This window comes from Flindersiella endophytica (genome assembly GCF_054779015.1).
Genome location: NZ_BAAGYY010000009.1, coordinates 850,040 through 868,939 on the forward strand (window position 1 = coordinate 850,040; position 18,900 = coordinate 868,939).

The 18,900-nt window shown below is 69.9% G+C and carries 19 protein-coding genes; 15 read left to right on the forward strand and 4 right to left on the reverse strand.

All coding sequences use genetic code 11. The features are described 5' to 3' along the window. Positions 1-234 precede the first annotated feature (234 nt). The 4 genes from ACYVF6_RS09135 (at position 235) to ACYVF6_RS09150 (ending at position 5,480) form a co-directional block, all read left to right on the forward strand. Complete coding sequence (locus tag ACYVF6_RS09135) at positions 235-2,193, forward strand: hypothetical protein (RefSeq protein ID WP_460518529.1); 1,959 nt, start codon at positions 235-237, stop codon at positions 2,191-2,193. A 170-nt stretch (positions 2,194-2,363) separates the two neighbouring features. Further along, entirely contained in the window at positions 2,364-3,731 is a 1,368-nt protein-coding gene (locus ACYVF6_RS09140) for a nucleotide sugar dehydrogenase (RefSeq protein ID WP_460518532.1), read from the forward strand. Positions 3,732-3,737: 6 nt separating this feature from the next. Further along, entirely contained in the window at positions 3,738-4,862 is a 1,125-nt protein-coding gene (locus tag ACYVF6_RS09145) for a glycosyltransferase family protein (RefSeq protein ID WP_460518535.1), read from the forward strand. Positions 4,863-4,928: 66 nt separating this feature from the next. Then, positions 4,929-5,480, forward strand: a complete 552-nt coding sequence (locus ACYVF6_RS09150; RefSeq protein ID WP_460518538.1) for a dihydrofolate reductase family protein — start codon at positions 4,929-4,931, stop codon at positions 5,478-5,480. 213 nt (positions 5,481-5,693) lie between these two features. Here the strand turns inward: ACYVF6_RS09150 and ACYVF6_RS09155 are convergent, their stop codons facing one another. Then, entirely contained in the window at positions 5,694-6,518 is an 825-nt protein-coding gene (locus tag ACYVF6_RS09155; RefSeq protein ID WP_460518541.1) for an AraC family transcriptional regulator, read from the reverse strand. A gap of 102 nt (positions 6,519-6,620) precedes the next feature. Between ACYVF6_RS09155 and ACYVF6_RS09160 the strand changes: the two genes are divergently transcribed. Both ACYVF6_RS09160 and ACYVF6_RS09165 read left to right on the forward strand, forming a co-directional pair. Further along, positions 6,621-7,616 (forward strand): saccharopine dehydrogenase family protein, encoded by a 996-nt coding sequence (locus ACYVF6_RS09160; RefSeq protein WP_460518544.1) that lies wholly within the window; start codon positions 6,621-6,623, stop codon positions 7,614-7,616. A 10-nt stretch (positions 7,617-7,626) separates the two neighbouring features. Then, positions 7,627-8,181 carry a DinB family protein gene (locus ACYVF6_RS09165; RefSeq protein ID WP_460518547.1) on the forward strand — a complete coding sequence of 185 codons (555 nt, stop codon included), beginning with the start codon at positions 7,627-7,629 and terminating at the stop codon, positions 8,179-8,181. A gap of 168 nt (positions 8,182-8,349) precedes the next feature. On the opposite strand, the gene ACYVF6_RS09170 is transcribed toward ACYVF6_RS09165, so the two are convergent. Together ACYVF6_RS09170 and ACYVF6_RS09175 are read right to left on the reverse strand one after the other, a co-directional pair. Then, on the reverse strand, positions 8,350-9,465 hold the full coding sequence (locus ACYVF6_RS09170; protein ID WP_460518550.1) for a winged helix DNA-binding domain-containing protein: 1,116 nt from the start codon (positions 9,463-9,465) through the stop codon (positions 8,350-8,352). 5 nt (positions 9,466-9,470) lie between these two features. Next, positions 9,471-10,133 carry a maleylpyruvate isomerase family mycothiol-dependent enzyme gene (locus ACYVF6_RS09175; protein ID WP_460518553.1) on the reverse strand — a complete coding sequence of 221 codons (663 nt, stop codon included), beginning with the start codon at positions 10,131-10,133 and terminating at the stop codon, positions 9,471-9,473. A gap of 63 nt (positions 10,134-10,196) precedes the next feature. Here ACYVF6_RS09175 and ACYVF6_RS09180 point away from each other — a divergent pair, with 63 nt between their 5' ends. Together ACYVF6_RS09180 and ACYVF6_RS09185 are read left to right on the forward strand one after the other, a co-directional pair. Further along, the gene (locus ACYVF6_RS09180) at positions 10,197-11,201 is read left to right on the forward strand and encodes a helix-turn-helix transcriptional regulator (RefSeq protein WP_460518556.1); all 1,005 of its coding nucleotides are present in this window, start codon (positions 10,197-10,199) and stop codon (positions 11,199-11,201) included. 35 nt (positions 11,202-11,236) lie between these two features. Next, positions 11,237-12,868: a lectin gene (locus tag ACYVF6_RS09185; RefSeq protein ID WP_460518559.1), complete on the forward strand. Its 1,632-nt coding sequence runs from the start codon at positions 11,237-11,239 to the stop codon at positions 12,866-12,868. Positions 12,869-12,872: 4 nt separating this feature from the next. On the opposite strand, the gene ACYVF6_RS09190 is transcribed toward ACYVF6_RS09185, so the two are convergent. Continuing rightward, positions 12,873-14,036, reverse strand: a complete 1,164-nt coding sequence (locus tag ACYVF6_RS09190) for a pyridoxal phosphate-dependent aminotransferase (protein WP_460518562.1) — start codon at positions 14,034-14,036, stop codon at positions 12,873-12,875. A gap of 146 nt (positions 14,037-14,182) precedes the next feature. On the opposite strand from ACYVF6_RS09190, the gene ACYVF6_RS09195 reads away from it, so the two are divergent. From ACYVF6_RS09195 to ACYVF6_RS09225, 7 genes are all read left to right on the forward strand, one after another. Next, a complete protein-coding gene (locus ACYVF6_RS09195; RefSeq protein WP_460518565.1) occupies positions 14,183-14,689 on the forward strand; it encodes a hypothetical protein in 507 nt (168 codons plus the stop codon). Positions 14,690-14,771: 82 nt separating this feature from the next. Then, positions 14,772-15,563 carry an SDR family NAD(P)-dependent oxidoreductase gene (locus tag ACYVF6_RS09200; RefSeq protein WP_460518568.1) on the forward strand — a complete coding sequence of 264 codons (792 nt, stop codon included), beginning with the start codon at positions 14,772-14,774 and terminating at the stop codon, positions 15,561-15,563. Between the two features lie 46 nt (positions 15,564-15,609). Next, a complete protein-coding gene (locus ACYVF6_RS09205; protein ID WP_460518571.1) occupies positions 15,610-16,215 on the forward strand; it encodes a M23 family metallopeptidase in 606 nt (201 codons plus the stop codon). Positions 16,216-16,256: 41 nt separating this feature from the next. Beyond that, complete coding sequence (pyrE, locus tag ACYVF6_RS09210; protein WP_460518574.1) at positions 16,257-16,784, forward strand: orotate phosphoribosyltransferase; 528 nt, start codon at positions 16,257-16,259, stop codon at positions 16,782-16,784. 28 nt (positions 16,785-16,812) lie between these two features. After that, positions 16,813-17,496, forward strand: a complete 684-nt coding sequence (locus ACYVF6_RS09215; protein WP_460518577.1) for a DUF3137 domain-containing protein — start codon at positions 16,813-16,815, stop codon at positions 17,494-17,496. A gap of 22 nt (positions 17,497-17,518) precedes the next feature. After that, positions 17,519-18,178: a DUF3137 domain-containing protein gene (locus ACYVF6_RS09220; protein WP_460518580.1), complete on the forward strand. Its 660-nt coding sequence runs from the start codon at positions 17,519-17,521 to the stop codon at positions 18,176-18,178. Further along, a complete protein-coding gene (locus ACYVF6_RS09225) occupies positions 18,178-18,849 on the forward strand; it encodes a hypothetical protein (protein WP_460518582.1) in 672 nt (223 codons plus the stop codon). The genes ACYVF6_RS09220 and ACYVF6_RS09225 overlap by 1 nt, the downstream gene beginning before the upstream one ends. Positions 18,850-18,900 lie beyond the last annotated feature (51 nt).

Sequence of the window (18,900 nt, forward strand, 5' to 3'; positions counted from 1 at the left end):
CTCGGCATCGCGTGGATATGTCCCTATGCTGCTTGTCTCGTGATGGTTGACGAACCCACACCTCAGGAGCAGGTCACCGATGTATCAGTCGGCATGCGAAGCGTAGTTCTCCTCACGGACGACCGGTGGCCGACCCACCCAGGTGTGTGCTGTTGGCGAGCAAGTGTTCACTCTGCCTTCACCGGGCACGGCCTCGATGTTCACGAAGTCGCGTGGAGCCCGCTTCCGCCACCCGTGGACGGCGGTGACGCGTCCGCGCCCGCCGCGCGTACCCCCTCGATCCCCGGTGTCGTGCTGCGCTGGATCTGGCGGGCGATCCGCGCGATCGGCTACGGCGTCTTCCGGCTGATCCGCCGGCTGGTCCGGCCGTTCGTCCGGCGGTTGCGCTCGCTGGCCAAGAAGGTGCTGGTGCGGTCCGGCCTGCGCCGGGCCACGGGTCCGGTCTCGCGGGCGCCGGTCAGCCGCACCACCCTCGAGGTCAAGCCCGACCCCCGGCTGACCGGGCTGGCAGATGCCCGGCTGGTGATCGCCGAGTCTCCCGACGCCGCGATCGCCGCGGTGCACTCCGGTGTTCCGAAGGCCGCGGTCTGGCTGCTGGCGGTTCCCGTCGAACGCGCGGCGGCCGGCGAGCCGGTGCCGTGGGCCGCTGACCTGCGGCAGGCGACACCGCTGATCGGCGGGCTGCTGGCCGACAGCCTCGACGCCGCGGGCATCCTCGAGCGGGTCGTCGCCGGTCAGGTGCGCACTGTCGTCTTTCCGCCGTTGGCCCGCGACCGGCAGTGCGAGACCTGCACAGGTGTCGAGCCGGAAGCGCGGGTCAGCCGGCCGGCGCAGCCCTCGGAGTCCAGTGCGCGCGGTGAGCCCGGCGAGTCGTCCGGTTCCTTCGAGTTCCCGGAGACCGTGCCCGACCACCTGGCGCTGTGGCGGACGCTGCTCGCCGAACAGGCCGCCGGCCAGGGCACGCGCCGGAAATACTCCTATGCCGCCGCCCGGCTGCTCGGCGAGGCCGGGCCGTGGGACGAGCCGGTCCGCGAGCGGTGGGGCTCGGGAGCGACGGCGCTCGGCTGGGACGAGCCCGCCCCCGACTGGTCGGCGGACGCGCAGCACGCGGGCGTGCAGACGTTGCTCGGGCTGGTTCCGTCCGGCGAGCCACTGTCCGCGTCGCCGATCCGCGCCCGGGTCTTCGGCTTCGACATGCGGTTCATGAACGACCTGGCCGGACTGCTCGACGACCAGCCCGACCTGGACGTCATGATCGACGAGTGGCGCAGTGCCGGGGCCAGGAACGACGGCATCACCGAAAACCTCGCCCGCTCCGCGCAGGTCCTGGTCGCCGACTGGGTCCGGCCCAACGCGATCTGGCTGTCGGAGACCAAACGGCCCGACCAGCGCCTGATCATCCGCCTGCACCGGTTCGAGATCGACACCGACTATCCGCGGCGGGTCCAGCTGGACGCCGTCGACGCCGTGGTCTACATCGCTCCGCACATGGGCCTGCGAATCCAGAACGAGCTCGGCTGGCCTGCCTCGAAGCTGATCTACATCCCGAACTACGTCGCGGCGCAGCGCCTGGACCGGCCCAAGCACGCCGGCGCGCGGTTCACGCTCGGCATGGTCGGGATCATTCCGGGCCTGAAGCGGTTCGACCTCGCACTCGACCTGCTGGCCGCCGTCCGTAAAGAGGATCCGCGGTTCAGCCTGCTCATCCGCAGCCAGATGGGCTGGGCGCACAAGCCGTCCTGGGAGAAGCCGGAGGAGCGGCACGAGCTGCAGCGGGCGATGGAGCGGATCGAGAAGGACCCTCTGCTACGCGGCGCTGTGATCTTCGACGGGTTCAGCCGCGATATGGGCGCGTGGTACCGCAAGGCCGGCCACATCCTCTCGCTGTCGGACGTCGAGGGCTCGCACACTTCGGTCAGCGAGGGCATGCTTTCCGGTGCGGTACCCGTCGTACGCGGCTGGGAGGGCGCTGCCGAGGCCTACGGCCGGCAGCGGCTCTGCGACTCGCTCGACGATGCCGTCAAGCTGGTCCTGCAGGACGCCGATGCCGACACCTGGCAGCGGCGTTCGGCCGAGGCCAAGCAGGACGCCTACGCGCGCTTCGACCCCGACGGCGTCGTGAGCGCCTGGAGCGACCTGCTGCACGGCGACTACGACCAGGCCCGCGGGCGGTTCGCCCGCTACGAGCTCTGATCCACTCGACCCGGGACAGCCGCGACACGCGTACCTTGCGCATGCGCGCGATGGCTTTGGGTTACGGTTGGGTGTCGCTAGGTTGCTGATTAGCTAACTCTGACCGAACTCTGCTGCGGATGCTCTGCTCCGAAGTGCTGGGGGAGGCTGATCCGACCTACAGTCTCGGGGTGTCCGAAAGCTTGACGTCCAAGACCCAAGCGGCACTAGGAGTCTCCGAGGAGTCATCGGTGCTGGATCTGGCTGTGGTGGGGCTCGGCTATGTGGGCTTGCCGTTGGTCAGGGAAGCCTGCAAGGCGGGCCTGCGGGTGCTGGGGTTCGATGTTTCGCCCCCGGTGGTCGAGCGGCTGCGCGCCGGCCAGTCCCACATCGACGACATCACCAACGCCGACGTCGCCGACATGCTGGCGGCCGGCCTCACGGTAACGACAGATGAACGGCAGTTGGCGAACGCCGACGTGATCGTGATCTGTGTGCCCACCCCGCTCGACTCCGACGGGGGGCCTGACCTGACCGCGGTCAAGGTCGCGGCCCGGACCGTCGGCGGGCAGCTGCGGCCGGGGATGCTGGTCGTGCTCGAGTCGACCACCTACCCCGGCACGACCGACGAGGTGGTCCGGCCGATTCTCGAGGAGGGCTCCGGTCTCGCGGCGGGGGAGGGGTTCGCGTTGGCGTTCTCCCCGGAGCGGATCGACCCCGGCAACCCGACGTACGGCCTGCGCAACACCCCCAAGGTCGTCGGCGGTCACACGCCGACCTGCACGCAGCGAGCCGAGGGTTTCTACGGCAAGATCTGCGACACAGTGGTGCGCGCGGCCGGCACCCGCGAGGCCGAGATGGCCAAGCTGCTGGAGAACACCTACCGCCACGTCAACATCGCCCTGGTCAACGAGATGGCGGTGTTCTGCAACGAGCTCGGCATCGATCTCTGGGATGCGATCTCGTGCGCGTCGACCAAGCCGTTCGGCTTCCAGGCGTTCTATCCGGGGCCGGGCGTCGGCGGGCACTGCATCCCGATCGACCCCAACTACCTCTCCTACAGCGTGCGGAGGCTGGGCTTCCCGTTCCGGTTCGTCGAGCTGGCGCAGGAGATCAACCAGCGGATGCCGGTCTACGTCGCGCAGCGCGCGCAGGACCTGCTCAACCGCAACCGCAAGGCGGTCAACGGCGCCAGCGTCCTGCTGCTGGGCGTCACCTACAAGGCGGACATCTCCGATCAGCGCGAGTCGCCGTCGTCAGCGGTGGCCCGGCGCCTACGGAGGCTGGGCGCCGAGGTGCTGTTCCATGATCCGTACGTTCCCGAGTGGACGGTCGACGGCGTGCCGGTGAGGCGTGTTGCCGACCTGGAGCACGCGCTCGCGACAGCGGACCTTACGATTCTGCTCCAGGCGCACTCGGCATACGACAACATGATGTTGACCGATGCGCAACTTCTGCTCGACACCCGTGGTCGGTTGCGCGGCAGGGGTGGGGTGGGCTCTGGGCTGCGTGGCAGCCGGGGGCCGGACAAATACTGCGCCAACATAGAGGTGCTCTGACGGCTCATGAAGCTGCGCGTTCTGGTCTGCACAGTCGTACACAACCCGCAGGACACCCGGATCCTGCACCGGCAGATCCGAGCTCTCCTGGACGCCGGGCACGCGGTCACGTACGCCGCACCGTTCACGGCGTACGACACCGAGGTGTGGCCGGAGATCGAGACGATCGACCTGCCGCGCTCGTCCGGCCGGCGGCGGCTGGGGGCGCTCCGCGCGGCGCGCAAGCTGCTGAGGCAGCGCGGCCCGGCGGCCGACGTGGTGATCCTGCACGACCCGGAGCTGCTGATGGCGGCCTACGGCAGCGGGCTCGAGGGCGCGGTCGTGTGGGACGTCCACGAGGACACCGCGGCCTCGATGGTCGCCAAGCCGTGGTTGCCGGGGCCGGTCCGCCCAGTGGGCACGGCGTTCGCGCGCCGGCTGGAGCAGTTCGCGGAGAAGCACTTCCGGCTGATGCTCGCGGAGCCGGGCTACCGCAGCCGTTTCGTGGGCGTGCACCCGGTGGTGCTCAACACGACCTACGTTCCGGACACAGTCGTTCCGGCCGGCGCCGATCGAGCCTTCTACGTCGGACATCTGACGGCCGCCCGCGGCGTCGACACGCTGGTGTCGACCGCCCGGCTGCTGGCCGGGTCCGGTGTGTCTGTCGACATCATCGGTGCGGCCGACGGGTACGCCCGGCCGCTGCTTTCGGACGCGCAGGCCGAGGGCGTACTGAAGTGGCACGGGTTCGTGCCCTACAACAAGGCGATGGCGCTGCTCGACGGCGCGCTGTGCGGCCTGTCGTTGCTGCGGGACATGCCGAACTACCGGCATTCGACGCCGACGAAGGTCGTGGAGTACATGGCGCACGGCGTTCCGGTGGTGACGACGCCGCTGCCGCCGGCGGAGTCGCTGGTTCAGGTGCACAAGTGCGGGGTCGTGGTCCCGTTCGACGATCCGGCGGCGACGGCTGAGGCGGTCCTGCAGCTGCGGAACGACCCGGACCTGCGGGTGGAGATGGGTGAGCGCGGTCATCAGGCGGCCCGGATGAACTACCACTGGCCCGACGCGGCGCACGACTTCGTGGATCGGCTGGAGCGGTGGGCGCGGGCGGCCAAGCCGCACAGCTGCATCACGCTCGGCACCGGCTGAGCGGCCTGCGTGCCGCCTCCGGCAGAGGCACCGATGAGTTTCCAGCCGGCTCCCGGTCTACCCGGCATGCGAAAGATCATCAACTCCACGTACATCACTCTCGACGGCGTTGTCGAGAACGTTCACACCTGGCCCGCGCTCGGCAGCAGCGAGGGCGCCGGCGAGAAGGTCCAGACCGACCTCCTGCTCGCCTGCGACGCGGTGCTGATGGGCAGGCGCACGTACGAGTCGTTCGCGCCGGTGTGGCAGTCGCGATCGGGTGATCCGCTGAGCGACCGGATGAACACCATGCCGAAGTACGTCGTCTCGACGACGCTGCAGGACCCTGACTGGGCCAACACGAGCGTGATCTCGGAGAACGTCGTCGAGGAGATCGGGCGGCTGAAGGAGCAGCCCGGGCAGGACATCGTGCAGTACGGCGTGGGCGCCGTGACGCAGCTGATGCTCGAGGCCGGCCTGCTGGACGAGCTGCGGCTGTGGGTGCACCCGTTTCTTGTGCGCAACGGCGGCCCGCAGGACCTGCTGTTCCAGCCGGGCTCGGCAGCCGTGACGTTCGACTTCGTGGACGCGAAGGCGCTGCCGTCGGGTGTGGTGATCCTGACGTACCGCGTGGCCTGACGTCGCCGCCATCGACGCCGCCATCCGCCCGAGCAGGCAAGTGGCCGAGCGCTAGGCGATCTGTTCCAAGGGGTTGCCGGTCAAGCGCGCGGCGGATGGCGCCGCGCTGGGAAGGCGGAGGAGGAGCCAGGAGGGGCCTCCGGCGATCGACGACAACGCAGCCGGCGTGGATGCCAGGCGTCGCGCGTCAGGCGACCCCTTGGAATAGATCGTCTAGGCGACGGCTTTCCGATATCCGCCGGGGGCCACGCCGAACTCGCGCTTGAACGCCCGCGCGAACGCGAACTCCGAGGCGTATCCCGCCCGTTGAGCCACCGCGGCCAGCGGCGCATCGCTCTCGCGCAGCAGGCGAGCGGCCAGCACCATCCGCCACCACGTCACATACGTCAACGGTGGCTGGCCGACCAACGCCGTGAAGCGCTTGGAGAACGCCGCCCGCGACAATCCGCCCTGCGCGCCGAGTGCCTCCACCGTCCACAGCCGCGCGGGGTTCTGGTGGATCGCCTGCAGCGCGCCCGCGATCGCCGGGTCGTCGAGCGCCGCGGCCCAGCCGGCCGTGGGATGCGCCTCGAGCCAGGTCCGGACGATCGAGACAAGTAGCAGGTCGAGCAGCGCCGAGAGAACGGCACCGCCGCCCGGCCGCGGTAGTTCGTGTTCCCGCCAGAGCAGCTCGACCGCCGCGTGTAGGGACGGATCGGAACGTTCGCTCGCGGGCAGGTGAATCACGTCGGGCAGCCCGGCGAGCAACGGATGCGGACGCGTCCGGTCCAGGAGGTACGCGCCGCACACCAGGACTGCCCGCCCCTCGCCGCTGAGCCCGTGCCCGCGTTCTCGCGTCATGAACACGATGTCACCCGCGCTGAGCTCAACCGGCTCGGCGGCAGGTGGCAGGAACCGGGCGGAACCCTCTACCACGATATGAAACCCGGCGGAGTCTCCGTCGGGGAAGCGCGAATCCCAGGGCGCCGAGTGTCGCGTCAGCGTCGAATGCGCGCGGCCAGCACGCATCGCGGTGATCGCGTCGCTCAGCACGTCCATTCCGCGAATCTATCGCCGCGGCGCAACCGGCAAGACGATCGGCGATGGGAGCAAGCGGTTCGGACATGGGAAGTCTTCCGGCCCAGACCTACGGTTGCCCGCATGACGAAGATCGCTGTTTACGGTGCGAACGGTTACACGGCCAAGCTGGTCGTCACCGAGTTGGCCGGCCGGGGATTCGAACCCGTGCTGATCGGACGGAACGCCGACCGTCTGCGTGCAGTGGCCGCGGGCGTGGCAGGCGCTGAGATCCGTGTCGCCCGCCTGTCCGATCACGTCGCCCTCACCGACGTGTTTCAGGACTGTTCGGCCGTGGTCAACGCCGTCGCGCCCTATGTGTCGTACGGCCTTCCCGTGGTGCGAGCCGCGATCGCCGCCGGCTGTCACTATGTCGACTTCGCCGGCGAACAGTCCTATGTCCAAACGGTTTTCGACACGTTCGCCGACGACGCCGAACGGGCCGGCGTGGCCGTCGTTCCGATGGTGAACGACGGCGGGTTCCTCGCCGACCTGATCGCGAGCCTCGCGGCCCACCGGCTGGCCGGCGTCGACGAGTTGACGATCGCGCACCGGATCCGGGAGGCAGGTGGCCTGACCCGCGGCTCTGCTCGCACCGCGCTGGCCAACCGGGACCTGTTCACCTCCGTCGAGCCCGCCAAGCTGACGATGACGTTTCCCGGCGGCGAGACGGCCGTCATGGTGAGCTTCGCCCTGCCCGAGCTCGTCACCCTGCCCCGCCATCTCGACGCGAGTCGCATCCTGACGCTCGCGGACGAGGAGATCGCGACCCTGTTCAGCTCTCTCACGCCGGAACTGGCCGAACGACTGCCGGCCGACGGCCCACCGGAGCAGGACCGCCGCGCTGCGCGGTTCGTCATCGTCGCCGACGCGATGGACACAGCGGGGAGACGTGTCAGAGGCATCGTCGAAGGCCAGGACACCTACGGCACAACGGCTTTCAACGCCGCCGAGGCCGTGCAACGCCTCGCGAACGGCACCGCCGAGCCAGGCGTACGAGCGCCGGCGCAGGCGTTCGATCCGGCGGACTTCCTGGATTCACTTGCGGTGCAAGGCATCCGATGGCGGATCGAACCGTAGTCTGGATGGCATGAGCCAGCCGCTGAGCGAGCCACCGAAACAGCTCGGAGACCAGACCCAGCTGTTCCTCGACTACCTCGACTACTACCGCGAGGTCGTCGCGCGCAAGGTCGACGGTCTCTCCGAGGACGACCTGCGCACGAGCCGCCTGCCCTCGGGGTGGACGCCGCTGGAGTTGCTCAAACACCTTGTCTACATGGAACGTCGCTGGCTGCGCTGGGGGTTCACGGCCGAGCCGGTCGACGCGCCGTGGGGCGACAACGCCGACGACGACCCGGAGGCCGGCTGGCAGGTCGGACCTGACGAGACAATGGGCCTGCTGGTCGCCTCGCTGCACGCGGGCGGGCGGCGCACTCGCGAGATCGTCACCGAGGCCGCCGGTCTCGACCAGCCGGCCGCGCTCGGCGGCCGGTTCGCCGAGGGAACGGCCGAGCCACCGCCGACGCTGGCCTGGATCCTGTTCCATGTGCTGCAGGAGTACGCCCGGCACGCCGGCCATCTCGACATCGTGCGCGAGCTCGCCGACGGCGAGACCGGCGAGCTCAACGAAGCCGACGCCATCTGACATCCCCTAGACGATCTATTCCAAGGGGTCGCCTGACGCGCGACGCCTGGCATCCACGCTGGCTGCGTTGTCGTCGATCGCCGGAGGCCCCTCCTGGCTCCTCCTCCGCCTTGCCAGCGCGGCGCCATGCGCCGCGCGCTTGACCGGCGACCCCTTGGAACAGATCGTCTAGCCGGCGAACGTCACTCGCGCCTCCGTCGCCGAGCGGACCTCGGCGACTCGGGCGGCTTCGGCTTCGACGGCCTTGCGCACCTTCGGTGGCAGTTTCCCGAACGGCTCGACCGTGATGTCAAGCGCTCCCTTGCGGCCGGCCTTCGCCCGCCACGTGCCCACCACCTCGCCACCGGCCAGCACCGCTCCGGGGTTGCCGAGAATCCGCCAGATCGCCTTCTGGCGTTCACGATCCGGCTCCAGCAGGTCGCGGTCGCGCATCTGCAGGAACGGGTCGTACGCAGGCAGCAGCCGTACGACGTCTCGCACCGAACGCGGCCGGCGCAGCAGGTCGGCCCGATCCGGCGTGATCCAGGTCCGCTTGCCGTCGACGCCTACCTCCACCAGATCGTCCGGCCACCACGGCCGGATCGCGGTGGCCGTCGTGCCGAGATAGCCGGCCGCCTCGGCGGCGGTCGCCGGCCCGTGTAGCCGAAGGTAGGCGAGGATCGGCTCGGCCGGTCCGGCCGACTCCGTCGGGATCGGAGGCCGTTTCCGCAACGGTGCGAGGGTTGTCTTGTCGGCCGTCGCGACGATCTCGATGCCCGCGGGCAGCCCGGCCAGCTGGAACAGCCCGCCGTAGACGTGCGTCGACTGGCAGCCGCGGCACTCGTAGGCGTACGAGTCGGGCAGCAGCCGCGTCACGCCGGCGCTCACCTCGCCCTTCGGCAGCGCGTGGGTCACCACCTTGCGCAGCGCCTTCGCCGTCGCCGTGAACGCGTCCAGCCCCTGCACGCCGGCCTGCTTGAACGGTTTGCGCTCGGCCGCGAGCCGCGACATCGCGTCGGCCTCGCTCACAGGCCACAGCGAGCCCGCCAGCTCCGCGAGGTCGGCCCGCCGCAGCAGATGCGGTGCCCCGCGGAACGACCACAGCACGGAGAACCGTTCGTCGGTGAGCACGTCGGTCGCGTCGACGTCCGGCAGCCGCGCGGCCAGCGCCGTACGCAAGGTGCCGGCGTTGGACCACTGCACGCCGAGGTCGAGCACCGCGAGCTCCAGCGGGCCTGCCGGTTCGCGGTGCAGGCCCTGGGTGGCCACGCGGTAGGCGAGCACCTGTGCGCGGTCGAGTTTCATGCCGTTCACTCCTCCAGATCTGCTTCGCGGGGGGGCCCGAACAGCGTGAACACGTCCAGCCGCGGCTCGCCGTCCCAGTCCAGCGCACGCAGTTGCCGCTCGCTGCGCCGGCCCATCGCGCGCAGCAGCTCGAACGCGGTCAGCCGTACGGTCGAGGTGGCCTCGCCGTCGCCGAGCACCTGCTCGTCGCCGTCGACGATCACGCTGACCGCCTGGCCGCCGGCCTCGCGTAGGCGCTTGTCGATCTCCTGCAGCGGCCGCTCGGTGGCGGCGCGTACCGCCGGATCGTCGCGCGCGCCCGGCTCGCCGAGCGCCTGCCGCAGGTCGTGTTCGTGCGAGATGATCTCGGCGACCAGCACACCACCGACCGGCGACGCGAGCGTCTCGTCCGCGTGCGAGCGGTTGCGCTCCCACTCGGCGAGGAGCTCGTCCAGTGACTTACCGCGGCGCTCGGCGACGGTCCGCTCGCCGTGGTTGGCATGGCCGCCACTGTCGAAGTCGCGCACGATGAAATGTCCCAGTCCGCCGGCCAGGTGCGCCACGAGATCCCGCGCGGTCCAGCCGGGACAGGCGGCGACCGGCGCCGTGAGGTCCACGCCGGGCCGGCTCACCAGCTCGACGATCCGCGCCCGGCCGGCGTCGTAGTACTCCGCACTGATGCTGCTCATGGTTCCCAGCATGCCCCCGATACCTGTCAGTTCCTGTCAGGAATCTGAGGGAAGATGTCTGTCATGCGTGCGAGCCGCCTCCTCTCGCTCCTGATGCTGCTGCAGACCAGGGGCAAGCTGACGGCCGAGCAGCTCGCGGAGGAGCTCGAGGTCTCCGTCCGCACGGTCTACCGCGACATCGAGTCGCTGTCGGCGGCCGGCGTGCCGGTCTACTCCGACCGCGGCCCGGCCGGCGGCTACCAGCTGCTCGGCGGCTACCGCACGCGCCTCACCGGGCTGACCGCCGACGAGGCGGAGTCGCTGTTCCTCGCCGGCACACCGGGCGCGGCCGCCGAGCTCGGGCTCGGCAGCGTGCTCACTGCGGCGCAGCTGAAGCTGATGGCCGCACTCCCGCCCGAGCTGCGCGACCGGGCTGGAAGAGTGCGCCAGCGCTTCCACCTGGACGCGCCCGGCTGGTTCAAGGACATCGAGAGCCCTCGCTACCTCGAGCCAGTCGCCGACGCGGTGTGGAACCAGCGGGTGATCTCCGTACGGTACGAGCGCTGGGGCCGGCAGGTCGTCACCCGGCGGCTGGAGCCGTACGGCCTGGTGCTGAAGGCCGGCACGTGGTACCTCGTGGCGGCCTCGGAGGGCTCGCCGCGCACGTACCGGATGGCCCGGGTCCAGGCGATCGACGTGCTCGCCGAGTCGTTCACGAGACCGGACGACTTCGACCTCGCGGCTTACTGGTCGAACTGGAACGAGGAGTACGGCGAGCGCCTCTACCGCGAGCGCGCGGTCGTGCGGTTGTCGCCGTTCGCGTACGACCTGCTCGCCTTCTACCAGGGCGGCTTCGTCGCGCGGGCCGCCCGGGAGTCCGCCTCCGAGCCGGACGAGGAGGGCTGGGTCACCGCGGCGCTGCCGATCGAGAGCATCCGCCACGCCACGCACGAGTTCCTCAGGCTGGGGACCCAGGTCGAGGTGCTCGAGCCGGTGGAACTGCGCACGCGGATCGCCGAGGAAGCGGCCGCGGTCGTCGAGCGCTATGCCGGAACCGGCCAGCCGCGCGTACAAAAGGGCCAGACGTGACACTTCGGTGGCATTCGGCATTGGATACTTGGTCCGTGCGGGCACTGGAGGGAGAAGAAGAGCGGGCCGGGCCCTACATCTTGCTGGCCGAGCTCGGTGCGGGTGGCATGGGACGGGTCTACCTCGCCAGCGGTCCGGACGGAAGCCTGGTCGCGGTCAAGCGGATCGAGCCGCGCTACGTCGACGACGAGGGGTTCCGTGCCCGGTTCGCGCGGGAGGTCGACGCGTGCCGCCGGGTGTCGGGCGCCTACACCGCCGCCGTGGTGGCCGCCGATCCGGAGGCGACCAGGCCGTGGCTGGCCTCGGTGTTCGTACCAGGCCCGTCGCTCGCCGAGACGCTGGAGGCGTTCGGTCCGCTGCCGGAGCAGGCGGTGCTGCACCTGGCCGCCCGGCTGGCGACCGCGCTTGGCGACATCCACCGCGCCGGGCTGGTGCACCGCGACCTGAAGCCCTCCAACGTGCTCCTGGCCGAGGACGGCCTGCGGGTGATCGACTTCGGCATCGTGCGGGCCGTCCAGTCCAGCGGCGAGCAGACGCTGACGACGCTGCCGCTCGGGTCGCCCGCGTACATGTCGCCGGAGCAGGCGCAGGCCCAGCCGGTCACGACGGCGAGCGACCTGTTCAGCCTCGGCACCCTGCTGACGGTCGCGAGCACGGGACGGAACCCGTTCCACGTAGCCGGCAACCTGGAGGCGTCGCTGCGCAACATCGTGCGGGCTCAGCCGGACCTGACCGGCGTACCGGCGCGGCTCCGGCCGATCGTCGAGCGGTGCCTGGCCAAGGATCCGGCGGCGCGGCCGACGCCTGCGCAGATGCTGTCGTTACTGGGGAAGATCCCGCCGACCAGCCGCCCGTGGCCGGGTGCCATCTACGACCGGATCGCCCAGCGCCGGACGGAGGTCGACCGGCTGCTGGACGGCTCGCCGGAGCCCACGCAGGCCATGCCCGCCGGCCCGCCGAGCGCGAGTCCAGGCCCGGGTCAGGGCCCGTCGTTCGAGCCGGTGACCAAGGCCGATCCGGCCCAGGGACGTGCGCAGCCGCAGGGGCAACCGAGCGGGCGTCCGCCTGCGAAACGCTCGCCCTGGCTCGCGATGGGTGCCGTTGCTCTCGTGCTGGCGGTCGTCGTCCTGATCGGCGTTGCCTGGCGGCTGATGTCCGACGCGACCGACCCCAGCGACGGCGACACGACGACCCAGGAGACGCCGAACGACTCGGCTTCCGAGTCGTCCACCGAGACCGAGCCGGACGACTCGAACGACCTGGACACGCCACCTCCACCCATTCCGGTCACTGGCACCATCGTCGGTGCCGAGGACATGTGCCTGGATGCGGACCAGGCGTCCTCCGACAACGGCACGGCGGCGATCATCCACACCTGCAACGGCGGCGCCAACCAGCAGTGGACGCTCGCGCAAGACGGTTCGATCCGCACTCTCGGCAAGTGCCTGGATGTCATCGACGCCAACCCCGCCAACGGCACGCGCGTCCAACTCTGGGACTGTCACGCTGGCCCGAACCAGCAGTGGACCGCCCAGGACGGGCACTTGGTGGACAAGAACTCCGGCCGATGCCTCGACATCCCCATCAAGGACATCGTCGACGGCACGCAGGTACAGATCTGGGACTGCGGTACTGGCGACAACCAGCAGTGGCAGCTGCCGGACTGAGCATCTAAGCCGGGCGCAGCCCTTGCAGCCGGTCGAGCGCGGCCGTCAGCACCTCGTCGCGCTTGCAGAAAGCCCAGCGCACCAAGGGCTTACCGATCTCCTTGTGGTCGTAGAACACCTCGTGCGGAATCGCCACGACACCACACCGCTCGGGCAGCATGCGGCAGAACTCCACGCCGTCGTGGTAGCCGAGCGAGCGCACGTCGGTCGTGACGAAGTAGGTGCCCTGGGGTGTGAACACATCCAGCCCGAGGTCGGCCAGGCCCTTGCACAGCAGGTCGCGCTTGCCCTGCAGGCTCGCGCGAAAGCCCGCGTAGTAGTCGTCGCCGAGCGTCAGCGCGGCGGCCACCGCCGGCTGGAACGGCCCGCCCGACACGTAGGTCAGGAACTGCTTGGCCGTCTGCACGGCCTTGGTCAGCTCGGGCGGGGCGCACACCCAGCCGATCTTCCAGCCGGTGACCGAGAACGTCTTGCCTGCCGAGGAGATCGTGATCGTGCGGTCGCGCATGCCCGGCAGCGTCGCCAGCGGAACGTGCGGCGCGCCGTCGAACGCCAGGTGCTCGTAGACCTCGTCGGTCACCACGAGCAGGTCGCGCTCGCAGGCCAGCTCGGCGATCCCGCGCAGCTCCTCCGGTGTGAGGACGGTGCCAGTCGGGTTGTGCGGCGAGTTGATCAGCAGCAGCTTGGTCCGCGGCGTGACGGCCGCCCGCAACTCGTCGAGGTCGAGCCGGAAGTCGGGCGCTCGCAGCGTCACCGGCACCCGCCGCCCGCCGGCGAACGCGATGCCCGCGGCGTACGAGTCGTAGTAGGGCTCGAGCGCGACGACCTCTTCGCCCGGCTCGACCAGCGCCAGCAACGTCGCCGCGACCGCCTCGGTGGCACCGGCGGTGACCAGCACCTCCGTGTCGGGGTCGAACGACAGCCCGTAGAACCGCTTCTGGTGCTCGGCGACCGCCTGCCGCAGGGCGGGGATGCCGATTCCGGGTGGGTACTGGTTGTAGTTGCCCGACCAGATGGCCGCGACGCACTCCTCGAGCATCGACGGTGGCCCGTCGGTGTCGGGGAAGCCCTGACCGAGGTTGATCGAGTCGGTCCGCAGCGCCAGTGCGGACATCTCAGCGAAGATCGTCGTGCCCAGCCCGTCCAAGCGGGTCGCCGTCCGGTCCATGACATGCGAGCATACGGGCGGGCCGGCAGCCGTAAGGTATGCCCAAGGCCCGGGACGGGCTGAGCACGGTGCCGCCAGCGTGGATGCGGGTTGTCGCGAGTCAGGCGATAGTTGTGGGACACGGCCCAGGCAGGGAGAGGACGAAGATGAGCGGTCAGCTGTCGTGGCCGGAAGACCCGAAGGATGCCCTGGCGGTCTCCGACCGTCCCAAGCACGTCTCGGTCGCCGCCATCCTGATGTACGTCGGCGCGGTGCTGGCGTTGCCCGCGGTCATCAAGCTGATGGTCACGCCCCGCGGCGAGCTCGAGCAGCAGGCCCGGGAGTCACTGAAGCGCACCAAGCAGGCCGTGACACCCGCGAACGTCGACGGGTGGATCTCCAACCTCACGATGCTGGCCGTGATCACGACCATCCTGTCGATCCTGCTGTGGATCGGGATGGGTCTGCTCACCTCGCGTGGCAAGGGCTGGGCGCGCTCGATCGCCACGGTCCTCGCGGCGGCCAACGTCATGCTGACCGTGCTCAACATCATGAGTGGCGCCGCGCCCTCGGTCGTCGAATGGCTGAGCGTGCTGGTGGGCATCACGGCCGCCGGACTGCTGTGGGCACCGCAGTCCAGGCGGTGGTTCGCTTCGAAGAACCAGCGCGTATAGAGTCCAGTCGGCACCACTGCGTACCTGCGTCGTTACGCGTTACGTCCTGCATTCCCTTTCGTCCCTGATGGGTGAAGCTGTCATGCCGACCGCATTGATCACCGGGCCCACGTCCGGTCTTGGCCGTGCGTTCGCCGAAGCGCTGGCCTACCGCGGACACGATCTGGTGCTCGTCGCCCGCGACGGCGACCGGCTCGCGAAGGTCGCCGACGAGCTGTCCGACCGGCACGGTGTCTCGTGCGAGACGCTGCCCGCCGATCTCACCGACCCGCCCGCGTTCCGGCACGTCGAGGAGCGGCTCGCCGGTGCCTCGGCGGGCGTCGACATCCTTGTCAACAACGCCGGTTTCGGGCTCGGCCGCGGGTTCCTCAAGACCTCGATCGAGGACGAGCAGCGCCTGCTCGACGTCCACGTCCGCGCCGTCATGCGGCTCACCCGGGCGGCCGTGCCCGGCATGGTCGAACGCGGATCAGGCACGGTGATCAACGTGTCGAGCGTGGCCGGGTTCGTTCCCTTCGGCACCTACGGTGCGGCCAAGGCCTGGGTCACCAGCTTCACCGAGGGCCTGGCGGCCGAGCTGACCGGCACCGGCGTGCAGGCCGTGGTGGTGTGTCCCGGCTTCACACGAACGGAGTTCCACTCCCGCTCCGGCGTCACGCCGAAGGGCATCCCGCGCTTCATGTGGCTGTCGGCCGACGACGTGATCGACCAGACGCTGCGCCACGTCGAGTCCGGCAAGCGTTCGCCGGTGATCGTTCCGAGCCGGCGTTACAAGCTGATCGTGTTCGCGGCCCGGCACGTTCCGCGCAAGGTGATCCGCAGGGCGTCGGCCAACGTGCGGGCGCGCAGGAACCGACCCAGCGTGGCCTCCTGACTGCCCACCGGGAACTCCGCGGCTCACGCCCGAGTTGACCTACTCGATGAGCAAGCGGATGTGGATCGTCGGGGGACTGGTGCTCGGGCTGGTCGCCGTTGTCGGTGTGGGCGCCTACGCGGTCCGGGCATCTGGTGCGGCCGGCCTGTTCGGCCAGACCTGGCTGACCGGCGGCCCGGACGATCCGGGTCCGCGCCCCGGCTTCCAGCTGCCGTTCGCCTGCGGTGAGCGCTGGCGGATGACGACGTACGCCGGTCACAACCCCGAGCACAAGAAGATCGACATGTACCGCAGGGGTGGCACCACCCGCGGCTCGATCGTGCGCGCGTCGGCGCCGGGTGACGTGATCTTCCTGCCCAACCCGGGCGGCGTGAAGATCGACCACGGCGGCCGGTGGAACACCCTCTACCTCCACATGGACCACATCTCGGTCTCGGTGGGCGATCACGTCGAGCTGGGGCAGGAGATCGGCCGCGTGGGGTCGGTCGGCACCAGCGTCGCGCACCTGCACTACGAGCAGCTCTTCGACGACGACGGCGACGGCTGGGCGCGTACGTCCGAGATGGTCTACCCCGTGATCCAGGGCAAGGAGTACCGCCTCGACGCCGACGACACGTTCCCGGTCGTGACGAGCACCAACGCGTGTCGCTAATCTCGGGGGCTGTGTCCAGCGAACAATCCAGTGATCGAGCTGTGCTCCTCGCACACATCAAGTCCAAGGCGATCGTCCACGAGCAGGTCGTGCTGTCGTCCGGCGCCACCGCCGACTACTACATCGACCTCCGCCGGGTGACACTGTCCGGCGCGGCCGCGCCGCTCGTCGGACGGCTGATGCTCGAGCTGACCTCGGACCTGTCCTACGACGCCGTCGGCGGTCCCGCGCTCGCCGCGGTCCCGCTGGCCGACGCGATCCTGCACGCGGGTGCGGCAGCCGGGCGCGAGCTCGACTCGTTCATCGTTCGGGGCGAGGCCAAGAAGCACGGCCTGCAGCGCCTGATCGAAGGGCCGGACGTCAAGGGCCGTCGCGTGCTCGCCGTCGAGGACACCTCGACCACGGGCGGATCGGTCCTCCAGGCCGTCGACGCCCTCCGCGAGGCCGGTGCCGAGGTCGTAGCCGTCGCGGCGATCGCGGACCGGAACACCAACGCCCGTGCGAACATCGAGGCTGCCGGTCTGGAGTACCGCTATCTCTACGGCCTGAGCGACCTCGGGCTCGACTGAGGCGAGGCGGGAGCAAGGGGGAACACCAGTGGACTCAGGCGTCGTCATAGCGTTCGTCCTCTTCGCCGCGGTCGGCGGAGTGATCTGGTACTTCTCCTGGCTGGCCGGCAAGAAGCGGCAGGAGGCGTTCAACGCCCTCGCGACCCGGCAGGGCTGGCGCTGGCTGGACGAGGACGAGACTTACGTCGACCGCTGGGACGGCGACCCGTTCGGCACCGGAAACCATCGCCGGGCGAAGAACATCCTGGTCGGCTCGTACGCGGATCGGGAGATCCTCTACTTCGACTACTCGTACCAAACCGAGTCGGGCAGCGGCGACAACCGGCGTACGACGACCCACAACTACGCCGTCTGGGTCGTCCGGCTGCCGAACTCCCTCCCACCGATCACGGTCGGGCCGGAAGGCATCTTCGGCGGCCGGATCGCCGGCGCTCTCGGCTTCGGTGACCTGCAGACCGAGAGTGAGGACTTCAACCGCAGTTTCAAGGTCCGCTGCGACGACCAGCGCTACGGCATGGCGCTGATCCATCCGCGGATGATGGAGTACCTCATGAACGTGCACGGCCTCCAGTTCCGGATCGACGGCGACTCCCTGATCTGCTGGGAGGAGGACCACCCCGACGTCGACGCCATCACGCCTCGGCTCGACAGCCTGTTCCAGATCGTCGACCTGGTCCCGTCGTTCGTCTGGAAGGATTACGGGCTGCGCTGAGTGGCCAACGGGAGGAGCGTACGTGGAGGTCCTGGTCGTCCTCATCGCGTTCGGAATCATCTTCGGGATCCCGATCGCGCTGGTGATCCTGGTCGTGGTGCTGCGCGGGCAGGCGGTGAAGAAGCGGCAGCAGGCGATGTCCGCGCTCGCGGCCGGCAACGGCTGGACGTGGGTGCCGCAGGACTCGTCCTGGGCCCACCGCTGGACCGGCGAGCCGTTCGAGGTCGGCGACGGGCGTACGGCCACGAACATCCTGCTGGGCCGCCACCAGGGGTGGGACTTCGCGGCGTTCGACTACCACTACACGATCAGCAACGGCAAGACGAGCACGCAGGTGACCTGCGCGGTCTGGGCGTTGAAGCTGCCGTCGATGCTGCCCTGGCTGACCGTCGAGCGGCAGGGCGTGTTCGGCAAGAACGACGTGCAGACGGAAAGCGAGCAGTTCAACCAGGCGTACAAGATCCACGGCCACGACGACCGCTACGCCATGGCCGTGCTGCATCCGCGGATGATGGAGCTGCTGATGTCGGCGCCGGAGACGTACTGGCGCATCGACCGCGACTCCCTGGTCTACTGGGAGCCCGGCCCGATCGAGCCACAGCGTTACGTGCAGCGCCTCAATCTCCTGGTGACGATCGCCGGCCTGATCCCGTCGTACGTCTGGAAGGACTACGGCAGGTGATGGAACTGGTCGCCCTGTTCACGCTGGGCGTGCCGTTCGGTGTCCTCACCGCCATCGTGGTGGTCCAGCGGCTGACCCGCATCCGGCGGCGCCGCGCGATGCGGCAGTACGCCGACGCCCAGGACTGGCAGTGGGTGGGTGAGCGGGACCAGGCGTACGCGCACCGCTGGAACGGCGAGCCGTTCGCCGGTGGCAAGGACCGGATCGTCCGCAATGTCATGCTGGGCCGGCCCGGCGACTACGAGGTCAACGCGTTCGACTACCAGCACCGTACGGGCACCGGCGGTAAGGGCCGGGTCTTCGTCGCGACCGTGCTGACGCTGCGGCTGCCGGCCGCGCTGCCGGAGCTCGCGGTGGGGCCGGAGGGCGCGTTCGGCGGGCGGGCCGCCGCCGCGGTCGGCCGCGCTGACCTGCAGACCGAGAGCGAGGCGTTCAACCGGGCGTACCGCGTCGGCGGCGACGACGCTCGGTACGCCATGGCGGTGCTGCACCCGCGGATGATGGAGCTGTTGCTGTCGGCGCCGCGTACGAGCTGGCGGATCGAGCGCGACTGGCTGGTGCACTGGGAGCCCGGCCGGACCGCGCCGGATCGGATCGGCGAACGGCTCGGCCTGCTCGCCGCGATCGCCGGCCTCATCCCTTCCTACGTCTGGACGGACTACGGCAGCTGAGCCCTGCGTTCGCCTCCGAGGATCAGGCGAACCGCCGGTAGCCGCGGGGTG

Bases quoted from the DNA above. Each gene is read 5' to 3' on its own strand.
- ACYVF6_RS09200 (WP_460518568.1), top strand. From the start codon at position 14,772: ATGCCGACCGCATTGATCACCGGGCCCACGTCCGGTCTTGGCCGTGCG.
- ACYVF6_RS09205 (WP_460518571.1), top strand. From the start codon at position 15,610: ATGAGCAAGCGGATGTGGATCGTCGGGGGACTGGTGCTCGGGCTGGTC.
- ACYVF6_RS09225 (WP_460518582.1), top strand. From the start codon at position 18,178: ATGGAACTGGTCGCCCTGTTCACGCTGGGCGTGCCGTTCGGTGTCCTC.
- ACYVF6_RS09150 (WP_460518538.1), top strand. From the start codon at position 4,929: ATGCGAAAGATCATCAACTCCACGTACATCACTCTCGACGGCGTTGTC.
- ACYVF6_RS09180 (WP_460518556.1), top strand. From the start codon at position 10,197: ATGCGTGCGAGCCGCCTCCTCTCGCTCCTGATGCTGCTGCAGACCAGG.
- ACYVF6_RS09195 (WP_460518565.1), top strand. From the start codon at position 14,183: ATGAGCGGTCAGCTGTCGTGGCCGGAAGACCCGAAGGATGCCCTGGCG.
- ACYVF6_RS09155 (WP_460518541.1), bottom strand. From the start codon at position 6,518: ATGGACGTGCTGAGCGACGCGATCACCGCGATGCGTGCTGGCCGCGCG.
- ACYVF6_RS09145 (WP_460518535.1), top strand. From the start codon at position 3,738: ATGAAGCTGCGCGTTCTGGTCTGCACAGTCGTACACAACCCGCAGGAC.
- ACYVF6_RS09175 (WP_460518553.1), bottom strand. From the start codon at position 10,133: ATGAGCAGCATCAGTGCGGAGTACTACGACGCCGGCCGGGCGCGGATC.
- ACYVF6_RS09170 (WP_460518550.1), bottom strand. From the start codon at position 9,465: ATGAAACTCGACCGCGCACAGGTGCTCGCCTACCGCGTGGCCACCCAG.
- ACYVF6_RS09165 (WP_460518547.1), top strand. From the start codon at position 7,627: ATGAGCCAGCCGCTGAGCGAGCCACCGAAACAGCTCGGAGACCAGACC.
- ACYVF6_RS09190 (WP_460518562.1), bottom strand. From the start codon at position 14,036: ATGGACCGGACGGCGACCCGCTTGGACGGGCTGGGCACGACGATCTTC.
- ACYVF6_RS09160 (WP_460518544.1), top strand. From the start codon at position 6,621: ATGACGAAGATCGCTGTTTACGGTGCGAACGGTTACACGGCCAAGCTG.